Here is a 19,383-nt window from a genome sequence, read left to right on the forward strand (position 1 = left end):
GACTGGCAATCCGCTTTCGCGAGCAAGCTCGCTCCCACAAAAGCTTTGCGCTCGCGTAAACTTGCGCGCTTCTCGCTGGCCGCTAGGCTGCAATCATATTTTTTCAAAGGTGCCCGCCATGCCTTGGCTGCAAGTACGTCTCGCCATCAGCCCGGAACAAGCCGAAACCTACGAAGACGCTTTCCTTGAAGTCGGCGCCGTTTCGGTGACCTTCATGGACGCCGAAGATCAGCCGATCTTCGAGCCGGAACTCAACACCACCCCGCTGTGGGCGCACACGCACCTGCTGGCCCTGTTCGAGGGCGGCACCGAGCCTGCGCCGGTGCTGGCGCATCTGGAACTGCTGACCGGCAGCCCGCTGCCCGAGCATCACAGCGAAGTCATCGAAGACCAGGATTGGGAACGTAGCTGGATGGACGGTTTCCAGCCAATGCGTTTCGGTCAGCGCCTGTGGATCGTGCCGAGCTGGCATGCCGCGCCCGAGCCTGATGCGGTCAACCTGCTGCTGGACCCGGGCCTGGCATTCGGCACCGGCACTCACCCGACTACCGCCCTGTGCCTGGAATGGCTCGACGGTCAGGACCTGAAAGACTGCAACGTGCTGGACTTCGGCTGCGGCTCGGGGATTCTGGCGATCGCCGCCCTGCTGCTCGGCGCCAAAGAAGCGGTCGGCACCGACATCGACGTGCAGGCGCTGGAAGCCTCGCGCGATAACGCCGGGCGCAACAATATTGCCGACGAGCTGTTCCCGCTGTACCTACCGGAAGATCTGCCGCAGGTCAAAGCCGACGTGCTGGTGGCCAACATTCTGGCCGGCCCGCTGGTTTCCCTGGCGCCGCAGCTGTCCGGCCTGGTCAAGTCCGGCGGGCGTCTGGCGTTGTCCGGGATCCTCGCCGAACAAGGCGAAGAGGTCGCTGCAGCCTATGCGCAGGACTTCGATCTGGACCCGATCGCCAATCGTGATGGCTGGGTGCGCATCACCGGCCGTCGGCGCTAGAATGGCCGCCTGCATAAACCGGATCGCCGCATGACCGACAGCTTCGTCACCCAGTGCCCGCATTGCCAAACCAGCTTCCGCGTCAGCCATGCTCAGTTGAGCGTGGCCCGCGGGGTGGTTCGCTGTGGCTCCTGCCTGCAAGTGTTCAATGCCGCCAAACAGCTGCTGGAACAACACGCCGGCAAGGAAGCGGTTACGCCGGTGGCGCCGGCCATTGTCCAGCCAGCACCGCCTCAACCTGTGGTCAGCGAACCGCCGCCAGTGGTCGAAGCGCCTGTCGATGACGAACCGCCCGCGCCGCGCGCCATCAGCCAAAAGCAATGGAGCGCCAGCGAGCTGGACCTGGACAGCCTCGATCTGGACGAAGAACTGGCCCGCCTCGAACAACGGGAAATCCAGCCGACCACCGAATTCGGTCGCCAGCGCGAAGAGTCCCTGAGCGCCCGCCGCGACAGCCCTGAAGCCGATGAAACGGTGTGGCGCGACAGCCTGTTCAGCGCACGCGACGATGAACGCCTGCCCGAGCCCGAAGATGAAATCGAGCCCGAGATCGTCGAAGCCGAACCGCTGAAAACCGCGCGCACCGAGCCTTCGTTGTCGCTGGAGCCGGTGGATCTGGACGACGAGCCGCCGATCCCGCAACTGCGCCTGCATGACCCGATCGATCCGAATGCCCGCCGCGAACGCCTGTCGGCCAGCGTCGAACCGGACGATGACGAGTTGCCATCGGTCGAACCGCTGCGTAAAAAACGTGAACGTGCCGAACCCGGCGTACGCGCCGAAGTGCTGCAGGATCTGACTGACGATCCACTGCAACTGGACTGGCAGAAGCGCCGTTCGCCCTGGGGCCGGCGCCTGCTCTGGAGTTTGCTGGTTCTATTGGCTGCCGCTGGTCTGGCCGGTCAGTACATCGCCTATCATTTCGACGAACTGGCGCGCCAGGATCAGTACCGCCCGTGGTTCCAGCAGTTCTGCCCGCAGATTGGCTGCACGGTGCCGTCCAAGGTCGACATCGGCAAAATCAAAAGCAGCAACCTGGTGGTGCGCAGCCATCCGGAATTCAGTGGAGCGCTGGTGGTCGACGCGATCATTTATAACCGCGCAACATTCTCCCAGCCGTTCCCGCTGCTGGAGTTGCGCTTCGCCGATCTCAACGGTCACCTGATTGCCAGTCGTCGCTTCAAACCCGGCGAATACCTCAACGGCGACCTTGAGGGCATGGCGGAAATGCCGCCACAGACGCCGATCCACATCGCACTGGACATCCTCGATCCAGGCCCCAAAGCGGTGAATTACAGCCTGAGTTTCCACTCCCCCGAGTGAATCGCTTCATCGCTTCAGGTTTGACGGCAGTTTTCTGACTTCGCCCACGGCAACCAAACCGCTGGCAATAACAGAATAACTGTTCAGATTTTGTTCAATTCAGCCTTTATCCAGTCATCGAGAGCGGGTATCATGCCAACCCTTTTTCGAACTCTCATGATCCGGCCCCACTTCAGGGAAGTCCTATGTCGGCGGTACGCATCGGCCCATATACATTGCAGAACGGTTTGATTCTCGCCCCGATGGCGGGCGTCACCGACCAGCCCTTTCGTCAGCTGTGCAAGCGTTTGGGCGCAGGGCTTGTAGTCTCGGAAATGGTCACCAGTGACATGAGCCTGTGGAACACCCGCAAGTCGCGCATGCGCATGATCCACGAAGGCGATCCCGAGCCACGCTCGGTACAGATTGCCGGTGGCGACGCGCAGATGCTCGCGGATGCGGCCAGGGCCAACGTCGAGCTGGGCGCACAGATTATTGATATCAACATGGGTTGCCCGGCAAAGAAGGTCTGCAACAAGGCCGCCGGCTCCGCGTTATTGAAGGACGAAGCACTGGTCACCGAGATCCTGCAGGCCGTCGTCGCTGCAGTGGATGTGCCGGTGACCCTGAAGATCCGCACCGGATGGGATCGCGACAACAAGAACGGCCTGACCGTGGCGAAGATCGCCGAGCAGGCCGGGATCACCGCGCTGGCCGTGCATGGCCGCACGCGCGCCGATCTGTACACCGGCGAAGCCGAGTACGACACGATTGCCGCGATCAAGCAGGCGGTGTCGATCCCGGTGTTTGCCAATGGCGATATCGATTCGCCGGAAAAGGCCCGCTACGTGCTTGACGCGACCGGTGCCGATGGCCTGCTGATAGGCCGGGCTGCCCAGGGGCGGCCATGGATTTTTCGCGAGATCGAACACTTCCTGCGTACCGGCGAGAAATTGCCGGCGCCGGAGCTGAACGAAGTGGAACGCATCCTGCTGGAGCATCTGGCCGCCCTTCACGCCTTCTATGGGGATGTGATGGGCGTGCGCATTGCCCGCAAGCATGTGGGCTGGTATCTCGCAACCTTGCCGGGCGCCAGGGAGTTTCGCGCCCACTTCAATCGTTTGGATGGTACGGAAACACAATGCGCCAACGTTCGGGAGTTCTTCGCCGAGCGTTACAAGAGCCTGACAGGGGACGAAGAAGGGGTGGCCGCATGACGATGATGACCGAGACTTTAGTGAGTGGAACAGCACCCGTGAGCGACAACGTGAATTTGAAACAGCACCTCAATACCCCAAGCGAAGAAGGTCAGACCCTTCGCGGGAGTGTCGAGAAGGCGCTGCACAATTATTTCGCCCACCTTGAGGGCGCGTCCGTCACGGATGTGTACAACCTGGTGCTCTCCGAAGTCGAGGCTCCCCTGCTCGAAAGCGTGATGAACTACGTCAAGGGCAACCAGACCAAGGCCAGTGAGCTGCTGGGACTCAACCGCGGCACACTGCGCAAGAAACTCAAGCAGTACGATCTGCTGTAAGCATTCAATCAAACCAGAAAGGCGCCCGCGTAAAACCGGTCGCCTTTTTTGCTGACTTCCTTTGCTTTTGATGGAAATTGAGATGACCGACCAGACTACCCGCCTGCCGATCCGCCGCGCCTTGATCAGCGTTTCCGACAAGACCGGGATCCTCGAATTCGCCAAAGAGCTTGAAGCCCTCGGCGTCGAGATCCTCTCCACCGGCGGGACGTTCAAGCTGCTGCGCGACAACGGTGTTGCTGCAGTGGAAGTCGCGGATTACACCGGTTTCGCGGAAATGATGGACGGTCGGGTGAAAACCCTGCACCCGAAAATCCACGGCGGGATCCTCGGTCGTCGCGGTATCGACGACGCGATCATGAGTGAGCACGGCATCAAGCCGATCGATCTGGTTGCGGTCAACCTGTACCCGTTCGAAGCCACCATCAACGAGCCAGGCTGCGACCTGCCGACCGCCATCGAGAACATCGACATCGGCGGCCCGACCATGGTCCGTTCGGCGGCGAAAAACCATAAGGACGTGGCGATCGTGGTGAATGCCAGCGATTACGCCAACGTTCTGCAAAACCTCAAGGCCGGCGGCCTGACCTACGCTCAGCGTTTCGACCTGATGCTCAAGGCCTTTGAACACACCGCCGCCTACGACGGCATGATCGCCAACTACATGGGCACCGTGAATCAGGCTGCCGAAACCCTGAGCACCGAAGGCCGCAGCGAGTTTCCGCGCACCTTCAACAGCCAGTTCATCAAGGCTCAGGAAATGCGCTACGGCGAGAACCCGCACCAGAGCGCGGCGTTCTACGTGGAAGCCAAGCCTGCCGAAGTCGGTATCGCCACCGCGACTCAACTGCAAGGCAAAGAGCTGTCGTACAACAACGTGGCTGACACCGACGCCGCGCTGGAATGCGTGAAGAGCTTCGTCAAGCCGGCCTGCGTGATCGTCAAGCACGCCAACCCGTGCGGCGTAGCCGTGAGCCCGGACGCCGAGGGCGGTATCCGTCAGGCCTACGAACTGGCCTACGCCACCGACACCGAGTCGGCCTTCGGCGGCATCATCGCCTTCAACCGTGAGCTGGATGCCGAGACCGCCAAGGCGATCGTCGAGCGTCAGTTCGTGGAAGTGATCATTGCCCCAAGCGTCAGCGAAGAGGCTCGCGCCATCGTCGCCGCCAAAGCCAACGTGCGCCTGCTGGCCTGTGGCGAGTGGTCGGCGGACCGCGTTCCGGCCTGGGACTACAAGCGCGTCAACGGTGGCCTGCTGGTGCAGAGCCGCGACATCGGCATGATCGGCGCCGACGACCTGAAAGTGGTGACCAAGCGTGCACCGACCGAACAGGAAATCCACGACCTGATCTTCGCCTGGAAAGTCGCCAAGTACGTCAAGTCCAACGCCATCGTCTACGCCAAGAACCGTCAGACCATCGGTGTCGGCGCTGGCCAGATGAGCCGCGTAAACTCCGCGCGTATTGCTGCGATCAAGGCTGAGCATGCCGGTCTGCAAGTGGCCGGTTCGGTGATGGCATCGGACGCGTTCTTCCCGTTCCGCGACGGCCTGGACAATGCGGCCAAGGTGGGCATCACGGCAGTGATCCAGCCGGGCGGCTCGATGCGTGATGCTGAAGTGATTGCTGCTGCTGACGAAGCAGGCATCGCGATGGTGTTCACCGGCATGCGCCACTTCCGTCACTAACCAGTCGACGGCCGCACTGAAGCCGGCATCTGCTGCGTTGGAGCCGACCTCGATGATGCTCATTGCCAAAAGGCAACTCCGCTCATCGAGGTCAACTCCGCCTTGCATCTACCGACTTCATTGCGACCTCCTACAGCGTGAAGCGCTTTAGGCTCTAAAAACAGAATTAGCGTCATCCGAGGTTTTTGAAATGAATGTTTTGATCATTGGCAGCGGTGGCCGTGAACACGCCCTGGCCTGGAAAGTGGCTCAGGATCCGCGTGTGCAGAAGGTTTTCGTCGCGCCGGGCAATGCCGGTACCGCAATTGAAGCCAAGTGCGAGAACGTCGCCATCGACGTGCTGGCCCTTGAGCAACTGGCCGACTTCGCCGAGAAAAACGTTTCCCTGACCATCGTCGGCCCGGAAGTGCCGCTGGTGGCAGGCGTGGTCGATCTGTTCCGCTCCCGTGGCCTGGACTGCTTCGGTCCGACCGCCGGCGCTGCGCAGCTGGAAGGCTCGAAAGCCTTCACCAAGGATTTCCTGGCCCGCCACAAGATCCCGACCGCCGACTACCAGAATTTCACCGAGATCGAGCCGGCTCTGGCTTATCTGCGGGAAAAAGGCGCACCGATCGTGATCAAGGCCGATGGCCTGGCCGCCGGTAAAGGCGTGATCGTGGCCATGACCCTGGCCGAAGCCGAAGACGCCGTGCGCGACATGCTCGCCGGCAATGCGTTCGGCGACGCCGGTTCGCGCGTGGTGATCGAAGAGTTCCTCGACGGCGAAGAAGCCTCGTTCATCGTCATGGTCGACGGCAAGAATGTCCTGCCGATGGCCACCAGCCAGGATCACAAACGTGTTGGCGACGGCGACAGCGGCCCGAATACTGGCGGCATGGGTGCCTATTCCCCTGCCCCGGTGGTCACCGCCGATGTGCACCAGCGCGTGATGGACCAGGTGATCTGGCCGACCGTGCGCGGCATGGCCGAAGAAGGCAACGTCTACACTGGTTTCCTGTACGCCGGTCTGATGATCGACAAGGCCGGCAACCCGAAAGTCATCGAGTTCAACTGCCGCTTCGGCGACCCGGAGACCCAACCGGTGATGCTGCGTCTGCAGTCGAGCCTGGTGTTGCTGGTCGAAGCCGCTCTGGCGCAAGCGCTGGACAAGGTTGAAGCCCAGTGGGATCCACGTCCGAGCGTCGGCATCGTATTGGCCGCCGGTGGCTACCCGGGCGACTACGCCAAGGGTGCAGCGATCAACGGTCTGGACGCAGCCGCAAGCCTGGAAGGCAAAGTCTTCCACGCTGGTACGGCGCTCAAGGATGGCAACGTGGTGACGGCCGGTGGTCGCGTACTCTGCGCCACTGCCATGGGCGCCAGCGTCAGCGAAGCCCAGCAGCAAGCCTACAAGCTGGCCGCCGCTATCGACTGGGAAGGTTGCTTCTACCGCAAGGACATTGGCTACCGCGCCATTGCCCGTGAACGTGGCGAAACCCAGGAATAAGTTGTCCTTCAGGTCCGGCGCGGGATGCAGTCCCTCGCCGGGCTGTTCCGCCGCTGCGCATCGTTATATTCTGGCATCAACCTACGAAGGGATTTCGCCGTGCGCTGGCTCAGGATTGCCATAAGCTTCACCGTCACGCTGCTGACCTTGCTCTGCATGCTTCCGGCGCTGGCCGCGCAAGGCAGTGGCTGGTCGGTATTGCTTGACGATCAGGGCAATCTGCAACTGAGCGACATCCGCTCGACTCGCTACACCAATCAATTCAGCCCTATCGAACTGGATCGCCTCACGGCGGCCGAGCCCGATGGCGCACTCTGGCTGCGTTTCAAACTGGCGCCGGGCAAGCACGAGCAAGTGCTGCGTATCTTTGCGCCCGACCTGTCCAGCCTCAGCCTGTACGTGCTGGACGGCGACAAGCTGATCGAGCAACGCCTCTCCGGCACCCACCAGCCGCAGGCAGAGCGACCACTGCCCAGCAGCGATTTCCTGCTACCGCTGCCGCAAAGCGACAAGCCACTCGACATCTATCTGCGCATGGTCTCCGACCATCAGCTGCGCCCGCACATCACCCTGCAATCGGCGGTGATGAGTGCCGCCAATCAGAACCAGACGCTGATTTTCGGCCTGCTGTTCGGTTGCCTCGGCATGTTGCTGCTGCACAACCTTGTGCGCTATGCCTACTCGCGCTCGCGCAGCAGCCTGTGGCTGGCGGTCTGCGAAGGCCTGCTGGGCCTGAGTCTGTTGCTGCTGCTCAACCTCGCCGGCCCGTGGCTGCCGAACTGGCACGCGATCCAGACGCCGGGTGCTTATCTGGCGCTGCTGCTGACCGCCCCCGCCGGGTTGATGTTCGCCCTGCGCTTCTTCGCCCCGCTGGGCCCGCACCCGCTGAACAAACTGTTGCTGGGCGACATTCTGTTCATCGTGATCTGCAGCCTGCTGCTGTTGTTCGTCAACACCCTGCCGCTGAACATCATCACCTACGCGCTGGTGGCGCTGGCCGGCCTGAGCATGTTGCTGGTCGGCTTCTATCACTGGCAGAAGGGTTACCGTCCGGCGCGGCTGTTCGTGGCCGGGATGGTGGTGTTCAACATCGGCACGCTGATTATTTTGCCGGCCCTGCTGGGGCTGACCCTGGTGGCGCCGCAAGGCCTGATCATGACCCTGATGGGCTTCATCTGCATCAGTGGCCTGCTGATGAGCATCGCCTTGGGTGAACGCCAGCGCAGCATCACCGAAAGCCGTTTCAGCATCAGCCGCGACCTCGCCGCCAGCAACGCCGAGATCAACGCCAAGGCCGAATTTCTCGCCAAGATCAGCCACGAAATCCGCACCCCGATGAACGGCGTGCTGGGCATGACCGAGCTGCTGCTGGGCACACCGCTGTCGGTCAAGCAACGTGATTACGTGCAAACCATCCACAGTGCCGGCAACGAACTGCTGACGTTGATCAACGAGATCCTCGACATCTCCAAGCTCGAATCCGGGCAGATCGAACTGGATGATGTGCAGTTCGACCTCAATGCATTGATCGACGACTGTTTGAGCATCTACCGGGCCAAGGCCGAACAGCAGAACGTCGAGCTGATCAGTTTCATCCAGCCACAGGTGCCGCGCGTGATCAGCGGCGACCCGACCCGCTTGCGCCAGACCCTGCTGAGCCTGCTGGAAAACGCCCTGAAAAAAACCGACGAAGGCGAAGTGCTGATCGTCGTCGCCCTCGACGAGCGCAGCGTCAAGCCGCGCCTGCGCATCGCCGTGCAGGACAGTGGCCAGCCGATGGAGGCAGATGAGCGTGAGGCGCTGCTGCACGCCGAGCTGCACAGCAAGCACTTCCTCTCGGCCAACCGTTTGGGTGGCAACCTTGGGCTGGTGATCGCCCGGCAACTGATCCGCCTGATGCACGGTGAGTTCGGGATCAAGAGCGGCGCCAATCAGGGCAGCACCTTGTGGCTGACCCTGCCACTGGACCCTGACCGTCTCGAACACCCGACCTCCGACCTCGACGGCCCGCTGCAAGGTGCGCGCGTGCTGGTGGTGGACGACAACGACACGTGCCGCAAGGTGCTGGTGCAGCAATGCAGCGCCTGGGGCTTGAACGTCAGCGCGGTGCCCTCGGGCAAGGAAGCGTTGGCGCTGCTGCGCACCAAGGCGCATCTGCGTGACTACTTTGATGTGGTGCTGCTGGACCAGAACATGCCCGGCATGACCGGCATGCAACTGGCGGCCAAGATCAAGGAAGACCCCAGCCTGAACCACGATATCCTGCTGATCATGCTCACCGGTATCAGCAACGCGCCGAGCAAGATCATCGCGCGCAACTCCGGGATCAAACGCATCCTCGCCAAACCGGTGGCCGGCTACACGCTCAAGACCACGCTGGCCGACGAGTTGAACCAGCGCAACAAGGGCCAGGTGGTGTTCCAGCCGCAAGTGGTCACGCCCGCCACCGCCGCCAAGGTGCCGAGCGATTTCCGCATTCTCGTCGCCGAAGACAACACGATTTCGACCAAAGTGATTCGCGGCATGCTCGGCAAACTCAACCTGCAACCGGACACCGCCAGCAATGGCGAAGAAGCCCTGCAGGCGATGAAGGCTCAGCGTTACGACCTGGTGCTGATGGACTGCGAAATGCCGATCCTCGACGGTTTCTCGGCGACCCAGCAATTGCGCGCATGGGAAGTCAGCAATCAGCGCACCCGCACACCGATCGTCGCGCTGACCGCGCACATCCTCGCCGAGCACAAGGAACGCGCGCGCCAGGCCGGGATGGACGGGCACATGGCCAAACCGGTGGAGTTGTCGCAACTGCGTGAGCTGATCGAGCACTGGGTGGCCCAGCGTGATCAGCAGAACCGCACGGCCTCGACATTCTGACGATTCCGTTCATCGCCCGAAAGCGCTTGCAGCACCCAGGCAATCCGCCTCAGACACCGAGCTCGATCGCCTCAGCCAATGGCGCCACGTTCTGCGCCAGTCGATCTCCAAGCTTTCGCGCCACGGCCTGACGCGATAGTGCGTAGAGCGTTTGCGACAGCGTCGCTCGCGCATAACGCACGCACACCGGACCTTCGACTTCAGCGCTCGCGAAACGCTGCGACCACGGATTGGCAGCCAGCGTCTGTCGCGTCTTGAACTCAAGATAAAGGCTGCTGATCGATGTCGGACTTTGCGCTGCAACGGCCAGCAGGCGCACCACCTGAAGCGCAGGCCTCGGCGTTTGCATGAGCGCTTCGCCAGGCGGCTCGGGCAACGTCTGCACCGCCGAAACACCGTCAGTGATTCGCGCCGCATATGCCATCAGCCCGCCAAGTGCCGGATCGTTGCCAGCGTTATTGGCCAACACTGTCGAGGCCCACTCCAGCGCCGACCCTGTTCCTGCCTGAGCGACAGAAAAATCCTCGCGCGACTTCAGGCTTCGCACCCAGAAGTCATCCAGCACGGCGATGTAAGCGTCGTACCAACTTTCAACTTTCGCGTCTTCTATTTTTTTATTGGCGACCAGTTGCGCCAACAGACTTGATTGGACGAGATCATCATAATCCGAGCTGTGCCCGGATTCCGGCAACGCCAAAACAGCATGCCCCACTGCCAACAACTTATACAACCGAGTCATTATCAACCCTCAATGAAAAAAGGGCGGACCGATAACGGCCGCCCTATCAATAACACTCAATCAGATCTCGTAATCCTCGATCTTGGTTTTTGCGTTCAAACCCAGTTTGACGCGGATGGTATCGCGGGTTTGCTCGACGATCGAAGGCACTTTGCGGAATACCGAATCACCCCGATAGAGTTTCACTTCGCGCGAATCCCAATCCATGAACAACACTTGTTTGGCCGTGTTTTTGCGGATGAATCGAACAGTCCCCAGGGCCATGGTGACTTCGCCATTGATTTCGGTACAGGTGCCTGCCGCCATACCGCCGACACCATGTTCAAGCATGTTGCGCTCGTACAGCGTCAGCGCGGTTTCACGCTTTTTCAGGGCAGTGATCGCGTCACCTGCGACTTTCAGCATCAACACCGAAGCCGAGCCCGGCACAGCAAGCCCGGCCACGACGCTGCCGAGGATCTCCAGCACCAGTTGATCCATCCGGACGGTGTTACCGCCGATGTTCATGTCGTTGTAATACTTGCTCGTTGGCAGCCAGCCGGCATCGGTCATCACTTGCAGAAACAGGTAGTACCATTCCTTGCCCTGATATTCGTACGGATATTTCTTGTTGGCGACCAGCGTGGCGAACAGGAACGCGTGTTGCACATCTTCGCGATTCTGTTCACTCAAGTTTCCGGTAAAGGACAGAATGCCTTCACCGACGATGGAACCCTTGCCCGGCTCTTCGATTGCCGGCAGCGAAAGACCACGAGGACGAATAGCCGCGCCGTCCAGTTCATAACTCTGCAAGCGGTGGACACACTCAGCAACGGCGCAATCTTCAACATCATGAATATTCATTATCAAATCCTTATTAATTAAAAACGAGCTCCTCTTGAACCCGCGAAAGAACAATAAACAGAACAATAAAAAACCACAAACCAGAACATGTAACTTGCTAATAACAAGAACCGAAAACACCCACTTCAAACTACAACTTGTTCAGTTACTCCGAGGATATTTGTTTTCGCCATCCCCCCAAAAATTAAACCGGCTGATAGACTCCGCCCTGTCCATCTGCCGCCGCGAGCCAACACCATGCTCCACGTGTTATTCAGCGTTTACCTGAAGATGCTGGTGCTCTACAGCCCCTTCTTCGTGTTGTCCTGCTTCATCAGCCTGACCCGTGGCTACTCGCGCAAGGAGCAGCGGCGCCTGGCCTGGAAAGTGGCGATTGCCACGCTGGTGTCCAGCGTTTTGCTGTACCTGTTCGGGCGGGTGATTTTCGATGTGTTCGGGATCACGGCGGACGCATTCCGCATCGGTGCCGGCAGCGTGTTGTTCATCTCGGCGCTGGGCATGGCCCAGGGCAAGCCGGTGGTGCAGAGTGACAACGTGCAGCAGGACGTGACGATCGTTCCGCTGACCATCCCGCTGACCGTCGGCCCGGGCACCATCGGCGCCCTGCTGGTGATGGGCGTCAGCCAGCCGCACTGGGACGATAAACTGACCGCGATCATGAGTATCACGCTGGCCAGTTTCACCGTCGGCGTGGTGCTGTACCTGTCCAATCACATTGAACGGGTTCTCGGTGATCAGGGCCTGCAGATCGTCAGTCGGCTGATGGGCCTTTTCGTCTGTGCCTTGGCGGCGCAAATCATCTTTACCGGGATCAAGGGCTACCTGGGATCCTGAACGAAAACGGGCTGCGGAAGAAGAATACCCGCAGCCCGATCTGATCAGTCCATGCAGAATGACTTATTGATCGCTGGACAGGCCGAGCAGCGCACCAAGCTCCAGCAAGGTTTCGGTGGACATCGCACTCATCAGCTCCTCCAGGCTGACGGTCACCGAGAGCGCGTCAGGTAAAGGAATATCGAATATCACCTGCTGTTGCCGTGCCGCATCAGCGCTCGAGGCGTCACGCAAAACAATACTGCTCCCCGAGTCGGGATCCGTCAGCAGCAAGTGACCGCCGGAGGCCGAGACCAGCCACCGATGCATCGGCTCCAGCCTCAGCAGCAGATGAATGCCTGCTTCTGCGGAGTCGACGATCAGGCAATCAAGCCGATCCCACGTCTGTCGGTCCAGCGAAATGTAACCGGCGGATTGTGCGAACTTGAGTAGCAGCGTATCGACGCCATCCGGAATCGGCGCCATCCTGCCCGATGAGCCAATACCATCAATGACCAGCGTACTGGCCACTCGACTGACCTCTTGCACGGTCATCCCGTCATCCATGCGAGTGTCGTCGTTTCTGGTGTTGCTGAACAACCGGCCCGTCACCGGGTCATGCAACACCGGAATCTGACCGTTCTCCAGGCCCAGATAGTGCGGCCATTCCTGGCCTGATGCCGTGGCGCTGAGCAGGCGACCGGCAGGGACGTCATACCAGCTGCACAGATCACCACGCCTGCCCGCCGTCAGGTAAGAAGCGCTGTGCTGACCTGCGAGCAATCGTGCCAGCTTTTCTTCCCGTGCCTGAAGTGAATCGGCGCCGTTGAAGAATTCGACCTCCACGCCGACGATACGCGGCGGCTCTCCGTCGATCAGATCGACCAGTACATGGTCATGCCGGCGGGCGCGCAGACCTGATCCATGCGGCACGGCCCAGGCAACCGTGTGCCGCGGCATGACGCGCTGCATCGGTGGCAGCAAGTCCGCCTGCAGCAGACGTGTCCCCGAACCGAATGCCGCCGCCAGGTTCTCCGGTTCCATGACCGGCTGACGATAGATTCGCCCGGTTGCCCGGTCCATCATCCACGCCGCTTTTTTGTCAGGCGTCAGCCTTAACACGCGCAGGGCCTTGCCCGCTGTGTCGGCAATCAGGAACTGCTGATCCAGATACACGACATACAGCGGTGTCTTGCCCGTTGCGTCACTGATGCCTCCGACCTCCACACCCTCGGCTGACCATTTCTGAATGCCGGTCGCGACCGTGTACCACCACCTGAATCCGCCGACACTACGCAGCTGCTCCGCCGACAGCCATGCCTGATTGAGGCCCACCAGACGCGTTTTGCCGTCGTTGCTCATCTGGAACAACATGCCGTCATCTGTGAGCAAGAGGTATTGCCCATGCTGGCGGTGCACCCGCTGCACCTTGAGCGGCAAGACACTTTGCGCAAACGTCTCGGGTGCCTGATCCGCCGTGGCGATGCGCTGGCGATAAACCAGACGATCACCCAGATGATGAAACAACACGGTATCGCCATCGCCAGCCACTTGAAGCGGATCAAGCAGCTCCCAATCATGAAAATCCGCTGAGCCTTCAACGTTACGCAACAGGGGTCGAATCAAGCGCTCATCGTCGCTGCGCACCCACGTTCGGGTGGCCTTGCGCAAGTTCTCGTCCAAGGCGTGGATCTTAATCATTGCGCCCAGCGTGAACTCCACCCGCTGCTCATCCAGCGCTTCATGGAACAGGTAGCTGTGCCGTTGGAGAAACTCCGCCACATTGCTGCGCCCATCGAGAATCAGCGACGGGTGGCCTGGATTCATATCGGAAATAGCAATGAGGGACAGGACATTTTCACCGAGCAGGTAAGTCATCTTGTAGACATTTTTAATCGCGTCTTCAAAACGCTGGACCACCTGCAGCAGCCCCTCTGGCGTAGGCTGAATGGAAACAATGCAGGGGTTGTTTTTCGAATCGATATTCATCAACCGGTAAATGCGCCTGATCTGCCCGGTCACCAGATCCGTGCGCCAGATAAATCCCTGCACCGGGCAGTAGTAAAACATCTCCTCGCCGACCTTCGGTCCCATGCAGATATCCGCCGCGTACTTCAGATCCAGCCCCCGCACCAGGTGCAAGGCATCTTCGGTGTGGTCGTACCAGGCAGTGGTACGAACGCCAGTCAGGGCATCGTGGTAATTGCGGATGACCGTCGGGCTGTCGGCCAGACGCTGGTTGCGCGCGAGTTCGCGCAGGTGCTCGCGTGTGGCCTGAGCGTCGGCGTCGTTGACCGCGTCGAGTTCAGTGAAGAGCAAGGTTCCCGTCGCCCAGCCAATCTGATAGATACCGTCCTTGAGTTGCAGATACACAACATGCCTGGCAGGCACCTGCACCCGTATCGAGCCCAGGTGAAACGTGTCCTGCTCCAGTTTCACCGCCGCCGCACTCACCCACGGGGCACGCAGCGACCATGTCATCGCATGGTCGGATGCAACCTGCAGGCGCAATGACTTGACGCCCTCGGCCAGGGTGATCGAGCAGTGTCCGCCGGAGGCATCGATGTCATAGCTAAGGTAACCGTGCACCTCCTGCGGCAATGGGGGGATGTGCAGAAAACGCTGATCGGGGCCAATCGCCACGCTGACATTGGTTTCCACGTAGTTGGGCACCATTTTTTCCATGATGTATTCGGTCGGTGCCTGGTAAAAGCTGAACCAGAATTGCTGCTTGCCTGCCCGCTTGTATTTTTCCAGAGCCAACGCCGTTTCCATGTCTTCTCTGAGCGTTGTCGCAAAAGGCAGACCTTCATGGACGAAGCCCAGGAAGCACTCCGGCACACTCGGCAGCACGACGCTTTCAATACCCGGCGCCGTATCGAAGGAAATCGAGTCGCGAAGGTCGAGAGCCTCTCGAATGCTGAAGGCCTTGCTGCGATCCCCGATGATCCTGGGCTTTTGCAGAGCGTGGTAGTCTTCCGCGGCGAAAATTTTGTGGCCGCCGAAGGTAATGAGTCCGTTGCGCAAATCAAGGCCGGTGTAGACCGCACACGGATTGGCAATGTAGCTATCGCCCTGTACCGAATGGCTTTCCGGTCGATAGGCCGCATGCACATCATTGAGATACCGGCCGATCCGCTTCCCACGTTCGGTCCTGGCACTGAAGCCCTCGACCAGCGCGCCGATGCCCACCACCAGCCCCCCCAGAATCACCCCGGCGCCGCCGAGAAAGGCCGCCGCCGTCCCCGCGCCCACGATACCCGCGCCCAAAGCGCCGACACCCAGCGCCAGCCCGCCGGCATCGAATGCCAACTGAGTGGCATAGACCGCGCGCTGGATATCGTCCTGTGCATTGACCAACAGATAAATGTCGAAGCCGATGCTGGCCAGTTGCAAGACGCTTCCGACGCCGTCGTTCAATACGTTACCCAGTGCATTACTGACGATCGACGAGGTGGTTTTGGCTACCCGCAGACCATCGCTAAAAGCATGCCGCACCAGATTCAGCAGTTGTGCGGCGTCAACCACAAGCCCATGTGCCATCTGCGCGTAGGCGAGATAACCGTGGATACGCACTGCCGATGTCAGCGCCGTCGCCCCCATCCCGGACTCGGCACTTTGCAACCCGAGCAGCAAGGCTTGAATGGCAAATCCGGCATTGAGCGTGTGTACCGCACCGGCGTCCGTCGGATCGATCACGGCTGACCCGGCGCGTCTGCCGGACAACGCTTCAAATGTATCGCTGAGGTAAGACTTGATTCCGGACAGGCGCGGGTCATCGGTCTGCACCGTGCGTGTGCGCTGTGGATCACTGGCACTGACCAAGGTGATTTCGCTGCGCCCTTGTGCAGCGCTCTTCAGGGACTCGAACACCGGCACGAAGTCACGGGACAGCTGATGCTGGTCCTGCAACCGCAGGGTCGCGCTTTCGATTGTCCGTACCCACTTGTGGCTGTCCACACTGCTCAACGCCTGCCCCAGACGCGCGTTCTCTGACAGGGAACGCGCACGCAACGCGGCATGCTGACTCCACGGCTCGACGGCACGCCCACCGCCCAGCGGGTCACCACTGAGCAAATGTTCAACGCGGATATCCGAAGGCAACGAATGACCGGCAATATTTGCGCCGTCGAGCTCGATGACCTCGAAAATGCTCGCAGCCGCCTGTTCCAGACCATAAAGCCTGGCAATCGACTCCTCCTGCACGAAGCGCTGAACCCCTTGCTGCAGCGCCTCGATCCGGGCGAACGCATACAGCCCGAAGTTCGGATCGTAGAAGCGATAGGATGTCTCGCCCTGCGTCACGACCTTGCTCACCAGCATCGAGTGATTGTCGGTGTTGAGCAACAGGCTGCCGGCCGTGCTTTTCGCTTCCAGCGCCTGCATCACAGCGGCCAGGTTCGCCGCCGGTCTTTTTTCGCCGAACCGCGCCATGGGTACGCCACGCAACTCGTCCAGCACCTTGAGCAGTGCATGGACTTGTGGCGCGTCGGGTGTGAGATTGGCCAGCGCCAGTTTACCGATCAGCGCACGCTCCGCCGAAGCGCCCTTTTCCAGCGCGGCGGCCATGATCAGCGCCAGCGGATAGCAGCGTCGACCCGGATCGCCCGCACCGCGCACCAACAAGTCTTGTGGCAACTGTCTGGCCGTGTGCGCACCCGCTTGAAAAAACGCCTCACGCACTGCCGCCCCCCGCGACAGGATCAAAGCCCGGCGCTCCTGCATGGCAGCGACTTCGATCCGACTCACGTACTCACGCCATTGCCGTACGCTGATCGGCTCGGCAAATGCCTGGGCCTTCAGCGCTCTGGAGTTCTGGCCGAGCAATTCGCGCTCCGATGCATTGACTCGCGTCTGGACCGCTGCAGGATCGCGACTGAGCAGGGTCTGCTCGATCACTTCATAGCGCGCGACCAAGCCGCGGTCCCGCGTATCTTCGGCAAAGGCGACCGTGGTTGCCCATGCCTCAGCGAACCCGGTCTGGTCCAGCGTCGCGGCGCCGAACAGGCCCCCGAACATCACCCGGTGCAACGGACTCAACTGTTCCAGTGGCAACTTGCCCGCAGCGATGCGCGCCAAGGCCTCATTGAGGTTGCCCAGGGACTCCGCCCCGATGGACGTCGGAACAGCGTCGGTCGACTGGTTCAGCACCTGCTGTCGGGCATCAAAACCAAGGCGGATGGGGGCGTTGAACGTAACATCACCGGTCAATCGGTCATTCATCGCCCGCACAAACGGCTCACCCAGATCATCCAGCAGTTGCTGCAGGACCGACGTCAGCAACACCGGTTTGCCTTCGATGACCGGCCAGCCAAGTTTGAACGTAAGCGTCCGCTCTTTCAGCAAATCGGACAGATTGCCGGCGTAGCGCGACTTGAGCTTGCCCGAGCTCCACTTCTCATGTTCTTTTGCCAGCCAGTCTTCGGGGGTACCTTTTACTGCCCAACCGGAGATCATTTCCTCTTCGGTGAAGACGTTGAAGCCCTCGACCTGCTTCAGATATTTACGAATCGCCGGCAGGTGTTCACGTTGCAGGTCTCTTTCGAAATAGCCGATTACGCCACCTTGAAGCGCGCCGGGTCCGGTCATGTCGATGGTGCCCAAGGCGTCGAGACGAATCCCGTCCTGGTAATAACCGAGGATGGCAGCGGTGAGTTTGTAGGGTAAGTTGGCGGTCGACGGCAAGCGCCCGTCAGCCTGGGCTTCAAGTACAACCTCGGACGTTATATTCCGGACCGAGGACTCATCTGATCGTGTCACGCCCGCAAGGCTCATGCGGCGCTCAACCTCATACAGGCAGTCATAATTTGCCCGGATCAATTGCATGCTCGCATTGACCATGCCGCTGCCAGAGTGAGCCAGAATATAGGCATTCATTTCATTGGCCGTCGGACTGCCAAAGGCGGTGCCGCGCCGCATGGCATCCTTGGGCAAAGACACCGGCAATGGCGAAGCGAAGATCTTCTCCACACCCGGTTTGCTTCGGGCGAAGGCGCTCAGTGCCTCAAGATGTTCGGCGGGAATATGTCCGGTTCTGTCGGCATAGCGCTGCCGGTCGCGCCCCGGCATCAAAGCTTCATCATGGTTGAGGAGCAGCTGCAGGACACCGATCCTGGCGCGGTCACTGAAGCCACTGATGTCCACGCCGCCCGGCCTTTCGATCAGGGGTGGCAAATAATCCATATCGCTGTACCGCCCACCTTCGAAAAACTCGGCCTGCAGCCGCACCACATCACTGGCTGCTGCAAAATTGCCGCGCATGGCGACTTCGCGCTGGTAGACGTCTGCCAGAAAGTGACTGGCAAACTCCTGCCGAACATCGCGCAGGCGCAGATCCTCACCGACCATGGCCTGATGCGAGTCCAGACATTTCTGGCGGAAGGCTTCGAGCGTCACACGGTCCTTGCCATAACCGCGCACCATCAGATCGATCCGCGCCTCGTCCGCACGCCCGGCCCAGCGCGGCTGATTCAGGTAATCGAACATCTGCTGCTTGAGCACTCTGGCGCGGTCTTCGATCATGCTCGACAACTTGCTCGGAGATGCCGTTGCAGCCTCTGGCGACTCCATCGTGTGCACACGAGCGCTGTCGAGAATCACCCGGTTCATTTCAAAGGCCAGCAGTGCATCACTGTCATACCAGAGATTGAATGCATAGCCCTGCGCCGCCAGCACTTTGCGCCAGATGTTCATGTAGTCACGCTGGTTCGGTCCGACCTCACTGCCACCGACCCAGACAAAATGCATGATGCGCGGTATCGGTTTGCCAGCGGACAGCATTTCCAAGGTGGCGGTCAGACGGCGATGGTAGTCGCTCAGTTTCAGGCGCAGCGTCTTGACCTGGGCATCCGAAGAATCCAGCTGTGTTGATTCCATCGCGCCCTTGAGCAACCTGACCGCTATCAGTTGCTCTGAAAGACTGGGAGCCGCCGCAGCGGCGTCGTAGTAGCGCAAGGGAGCCTCGCCAAGGCTGCCACTCACCGACTCAAGTTCAGCGCGCGCGACATGATCGGCGAACACCGTGCCCATATAGATTTCATCCGTAGTATTCAATGCAATTTCCTTTTTTCAGCCAAGCGAACGCATCACGACGACATCAGCCGTC

General features: G+C 60.4%; 11 protein-coding genes. 8 read left to right on the forward strand and 3 right to left on the reverse strand.

The features are described from left to right. Window positions 1-118 precede the first annotated feature (118 nt). From prmA to L6D63_RS00315, 7 genes are all read left to right on the forward strand, one after another. Entirely contained in the window at window positions 119-997 is an 879-nt protein-coding gene (gene prmA / locus L6D63_RS00285; protein WP_041068147.1) for a 50S ribosomal protein L11 methyltransferase, read from the forward strand. 30 nt (window positions 998-1,027) lie between these two features. Beyond that, window positions 1,028-2,320: a DUF3426 domain-containing protein gene (locus tag L6D63_RS00290; protein ID WP_131671007.1), complete on the forward strand. Its 1,293-nt coding sequence runs from the start codon at window positions 1,028-1,030 to the stop codon at window positions 2,318-2,320. A gap of 185 nt (window positions 2,321-2,505) precedes the next feature. After that, window positions 2,506-3,516: a tRNA dihydrouridine synthase DusB gene (gene dusB, locus L6D63_RS00295; RefSeq protein ID WP_047291054.1), complete on the forward strand. Its 1,011-nt coding sequence runs from the start codon at window positions 2,506-2,508 to the stop codon at window positions 3,514-3,516. Continuing rightward, a complete protein-coding gene (fis, locus tag L6D63_RS00300) occupies window positions 3,513-3,833 on the forward strand; it encodes a DNA-binding transcriptional regulator Fis (protein ID WP_003221275.1) in 321 nt (106 codons plus the stop codon). The genes dusB and fis overlap by 4 nt, the downstream gene beginning before the upstream one ends. A gap of 82 nt (window positions 3,834-3,915) precedes the next feature. Continuing rightward, entirely contained in the window at window positions 3,916-5,523 is a 1,608-nt protein-coding gene (gene purH, locus L6D63_RS00305; RefSeq protein ID WP_131671006.1) for a bifunctional phosphoribosylaminoimidazolecarboxamide formyltransferase/IMP cyclohydrolase, read from the forward strand. A 190-nt stretch (window positions 5,524-5,713) separates the two neighbouring features. Continuing rightward, complete coding sequence (purD, locus tag L6D63_RS00310; RefSeq protein WP_047291052.1) at window positions 5,714-7,009, forward strand: phosphoribosylamine--glycine ligase; 1,296 nt, start codon at window positions 5,714-5,716, stop codon at window positions 7,007-7,009. Window positions 7,010-7,108: 99 nt separating this feature from the next. Further along, entirely contained in the window at window positions 7,109-9,883 is a 2,775-nt protein-coding gene (locus L6D63_RS00315; protein WP_047291051.1) for a hybrid sensor histidine kinase/response regulator, read from the forward strand. Window positions 9,884-9,932: 49 nt separating this feature from the next. On the opposite strand, the gene L6D63_RS00320 is transcribed toward L6D63_RS00315, so the two are convergent. Both L6D63_RS00320 and L6D63_RS00325 read right to left on the reverse strand, forming a co-directional pair. Next, complete coding sequence (locus L6D63_RS00320) at window positions 9,933-10,613, reverse strand: hypothetical protein (protein ID WP_131671005.1); 681 nt, start codon at window positions 10,611-10,613, stop codon at window positions 9,933-9,935. Between the two features lie 69 nt (window positions 10,614-10,682). Continuing rightward, window positions 10,683-11,465 carry a hypothetical protein gene (locus L6D63_RS00325; RefSeq protein WP_041068162.1) on the reverse strand — a complete coding sequence of 261 codons (783 nt, stop codon included), beginning with the start codon at window positions 11,463-11,465 and terminating at the stop codon, window positions 10,683-10,685. 237 nt (window positions 11,466-11,702) lie between these two features. On the opposite strand from L6D63_RS00325, the gene L6D63_RS00330 reads away from it, so the two are divergent. Beyond that, window positions 11,703-12,299 carry a MarC family protein gene (locus L6D63_RS00330; protein WP_047291049.1) on the forward strand — a complete coding sequence of 199 codons (597 nt, stop codon included), beginning with the start codon at window positions 11,703-11,705 and terminating at the stop codon, window positions 12,297-12,299. Between the two features lie 63 nt (window positions 12,300-12,362). On the opposite strand, the gene L6D63_RS00335 is transcribed toward L6D63_RS00330, so the two are convergent. Continuing rightward, window positions 12,363-19,331, reverse strand: coding sequence for a TcdA/TcdB pore-forming domain-containing protein (locus tag L6D63_RS00335; protein ID WP_236170258.1), 6,969 nt, complete (start codon window positions 19,329-19,331; stop codon window positions 12,363-12,365). Between the last annotated feature and the right edge of the window lie 52 nt (window positions 19,332-19,383).

Source organism: Pseudomonas parakoreensis, from assembly GCF_021602155.1.
Taxonomy (GTDB): domain Bacteria; phylum Pseudomonadota; class Gammaproteobacteria; order Pseudomonadales; family Pseudomonadaceae; genus Aquipseudomonas; species Aquipseudomonas parakoreensis.

Bases quoted from the DNA above. Each gene is read 5' to 3' on its own strand.
- prmA (WP_041068147.1), top strand. From the start codon at position 119: ATGCCTTGGCTGCAAGTACGTCTCGCCATCAGCCCGGAACAAGCCGAA.
- L6D63_RS00290 (WP_131671007.1), top strand. From the start codon at position 1,028: ATGACCGACAGCTTCGTCACCCAGTGCCCGCATTGCCAAACCAGCTTC.
- dusB (WP_047291054.1), top strand. From the start codon at position 2,506: ATGTCGGCGGTACGCATCGGCCCATATACATTGCAGAACGGTTTGATT.
- fis (WP_003221275.1), top strand. From the start codon at position 3,513: ATGACGATGATGACCGAGACTTTAGTGAGTGGAACAGCACCCGTGAGC.
- purH (WP_131671006.1), top strand. From the start codon at position 3,916: ATGACCGACCAGACTACCCGCCTGCCGATCCGCCGCGCCTTGATCAGC.
- purD (WP_047291052.1), top strand. From the start codon at position 5,714: ATGAATGTTTTGATCATTGGCAGCGGTGGCCGTGAACACGCCCTGGCC.
- L6D63_RS00325 (WP_041068162.1), bottom strand. From the start codon at position 11,465: ATGAATATTCATGATGTTGAAGATTGCGCCGTTGCTGAGTGTGTCCAC.
- L6D63_RS00330 (WP_047291049.1), top strand. From the start codon at position 11,703: ATGCTCCACGTGTTATTCAGCGTTTACCTGAAGATGCTGGTGCTCTAC.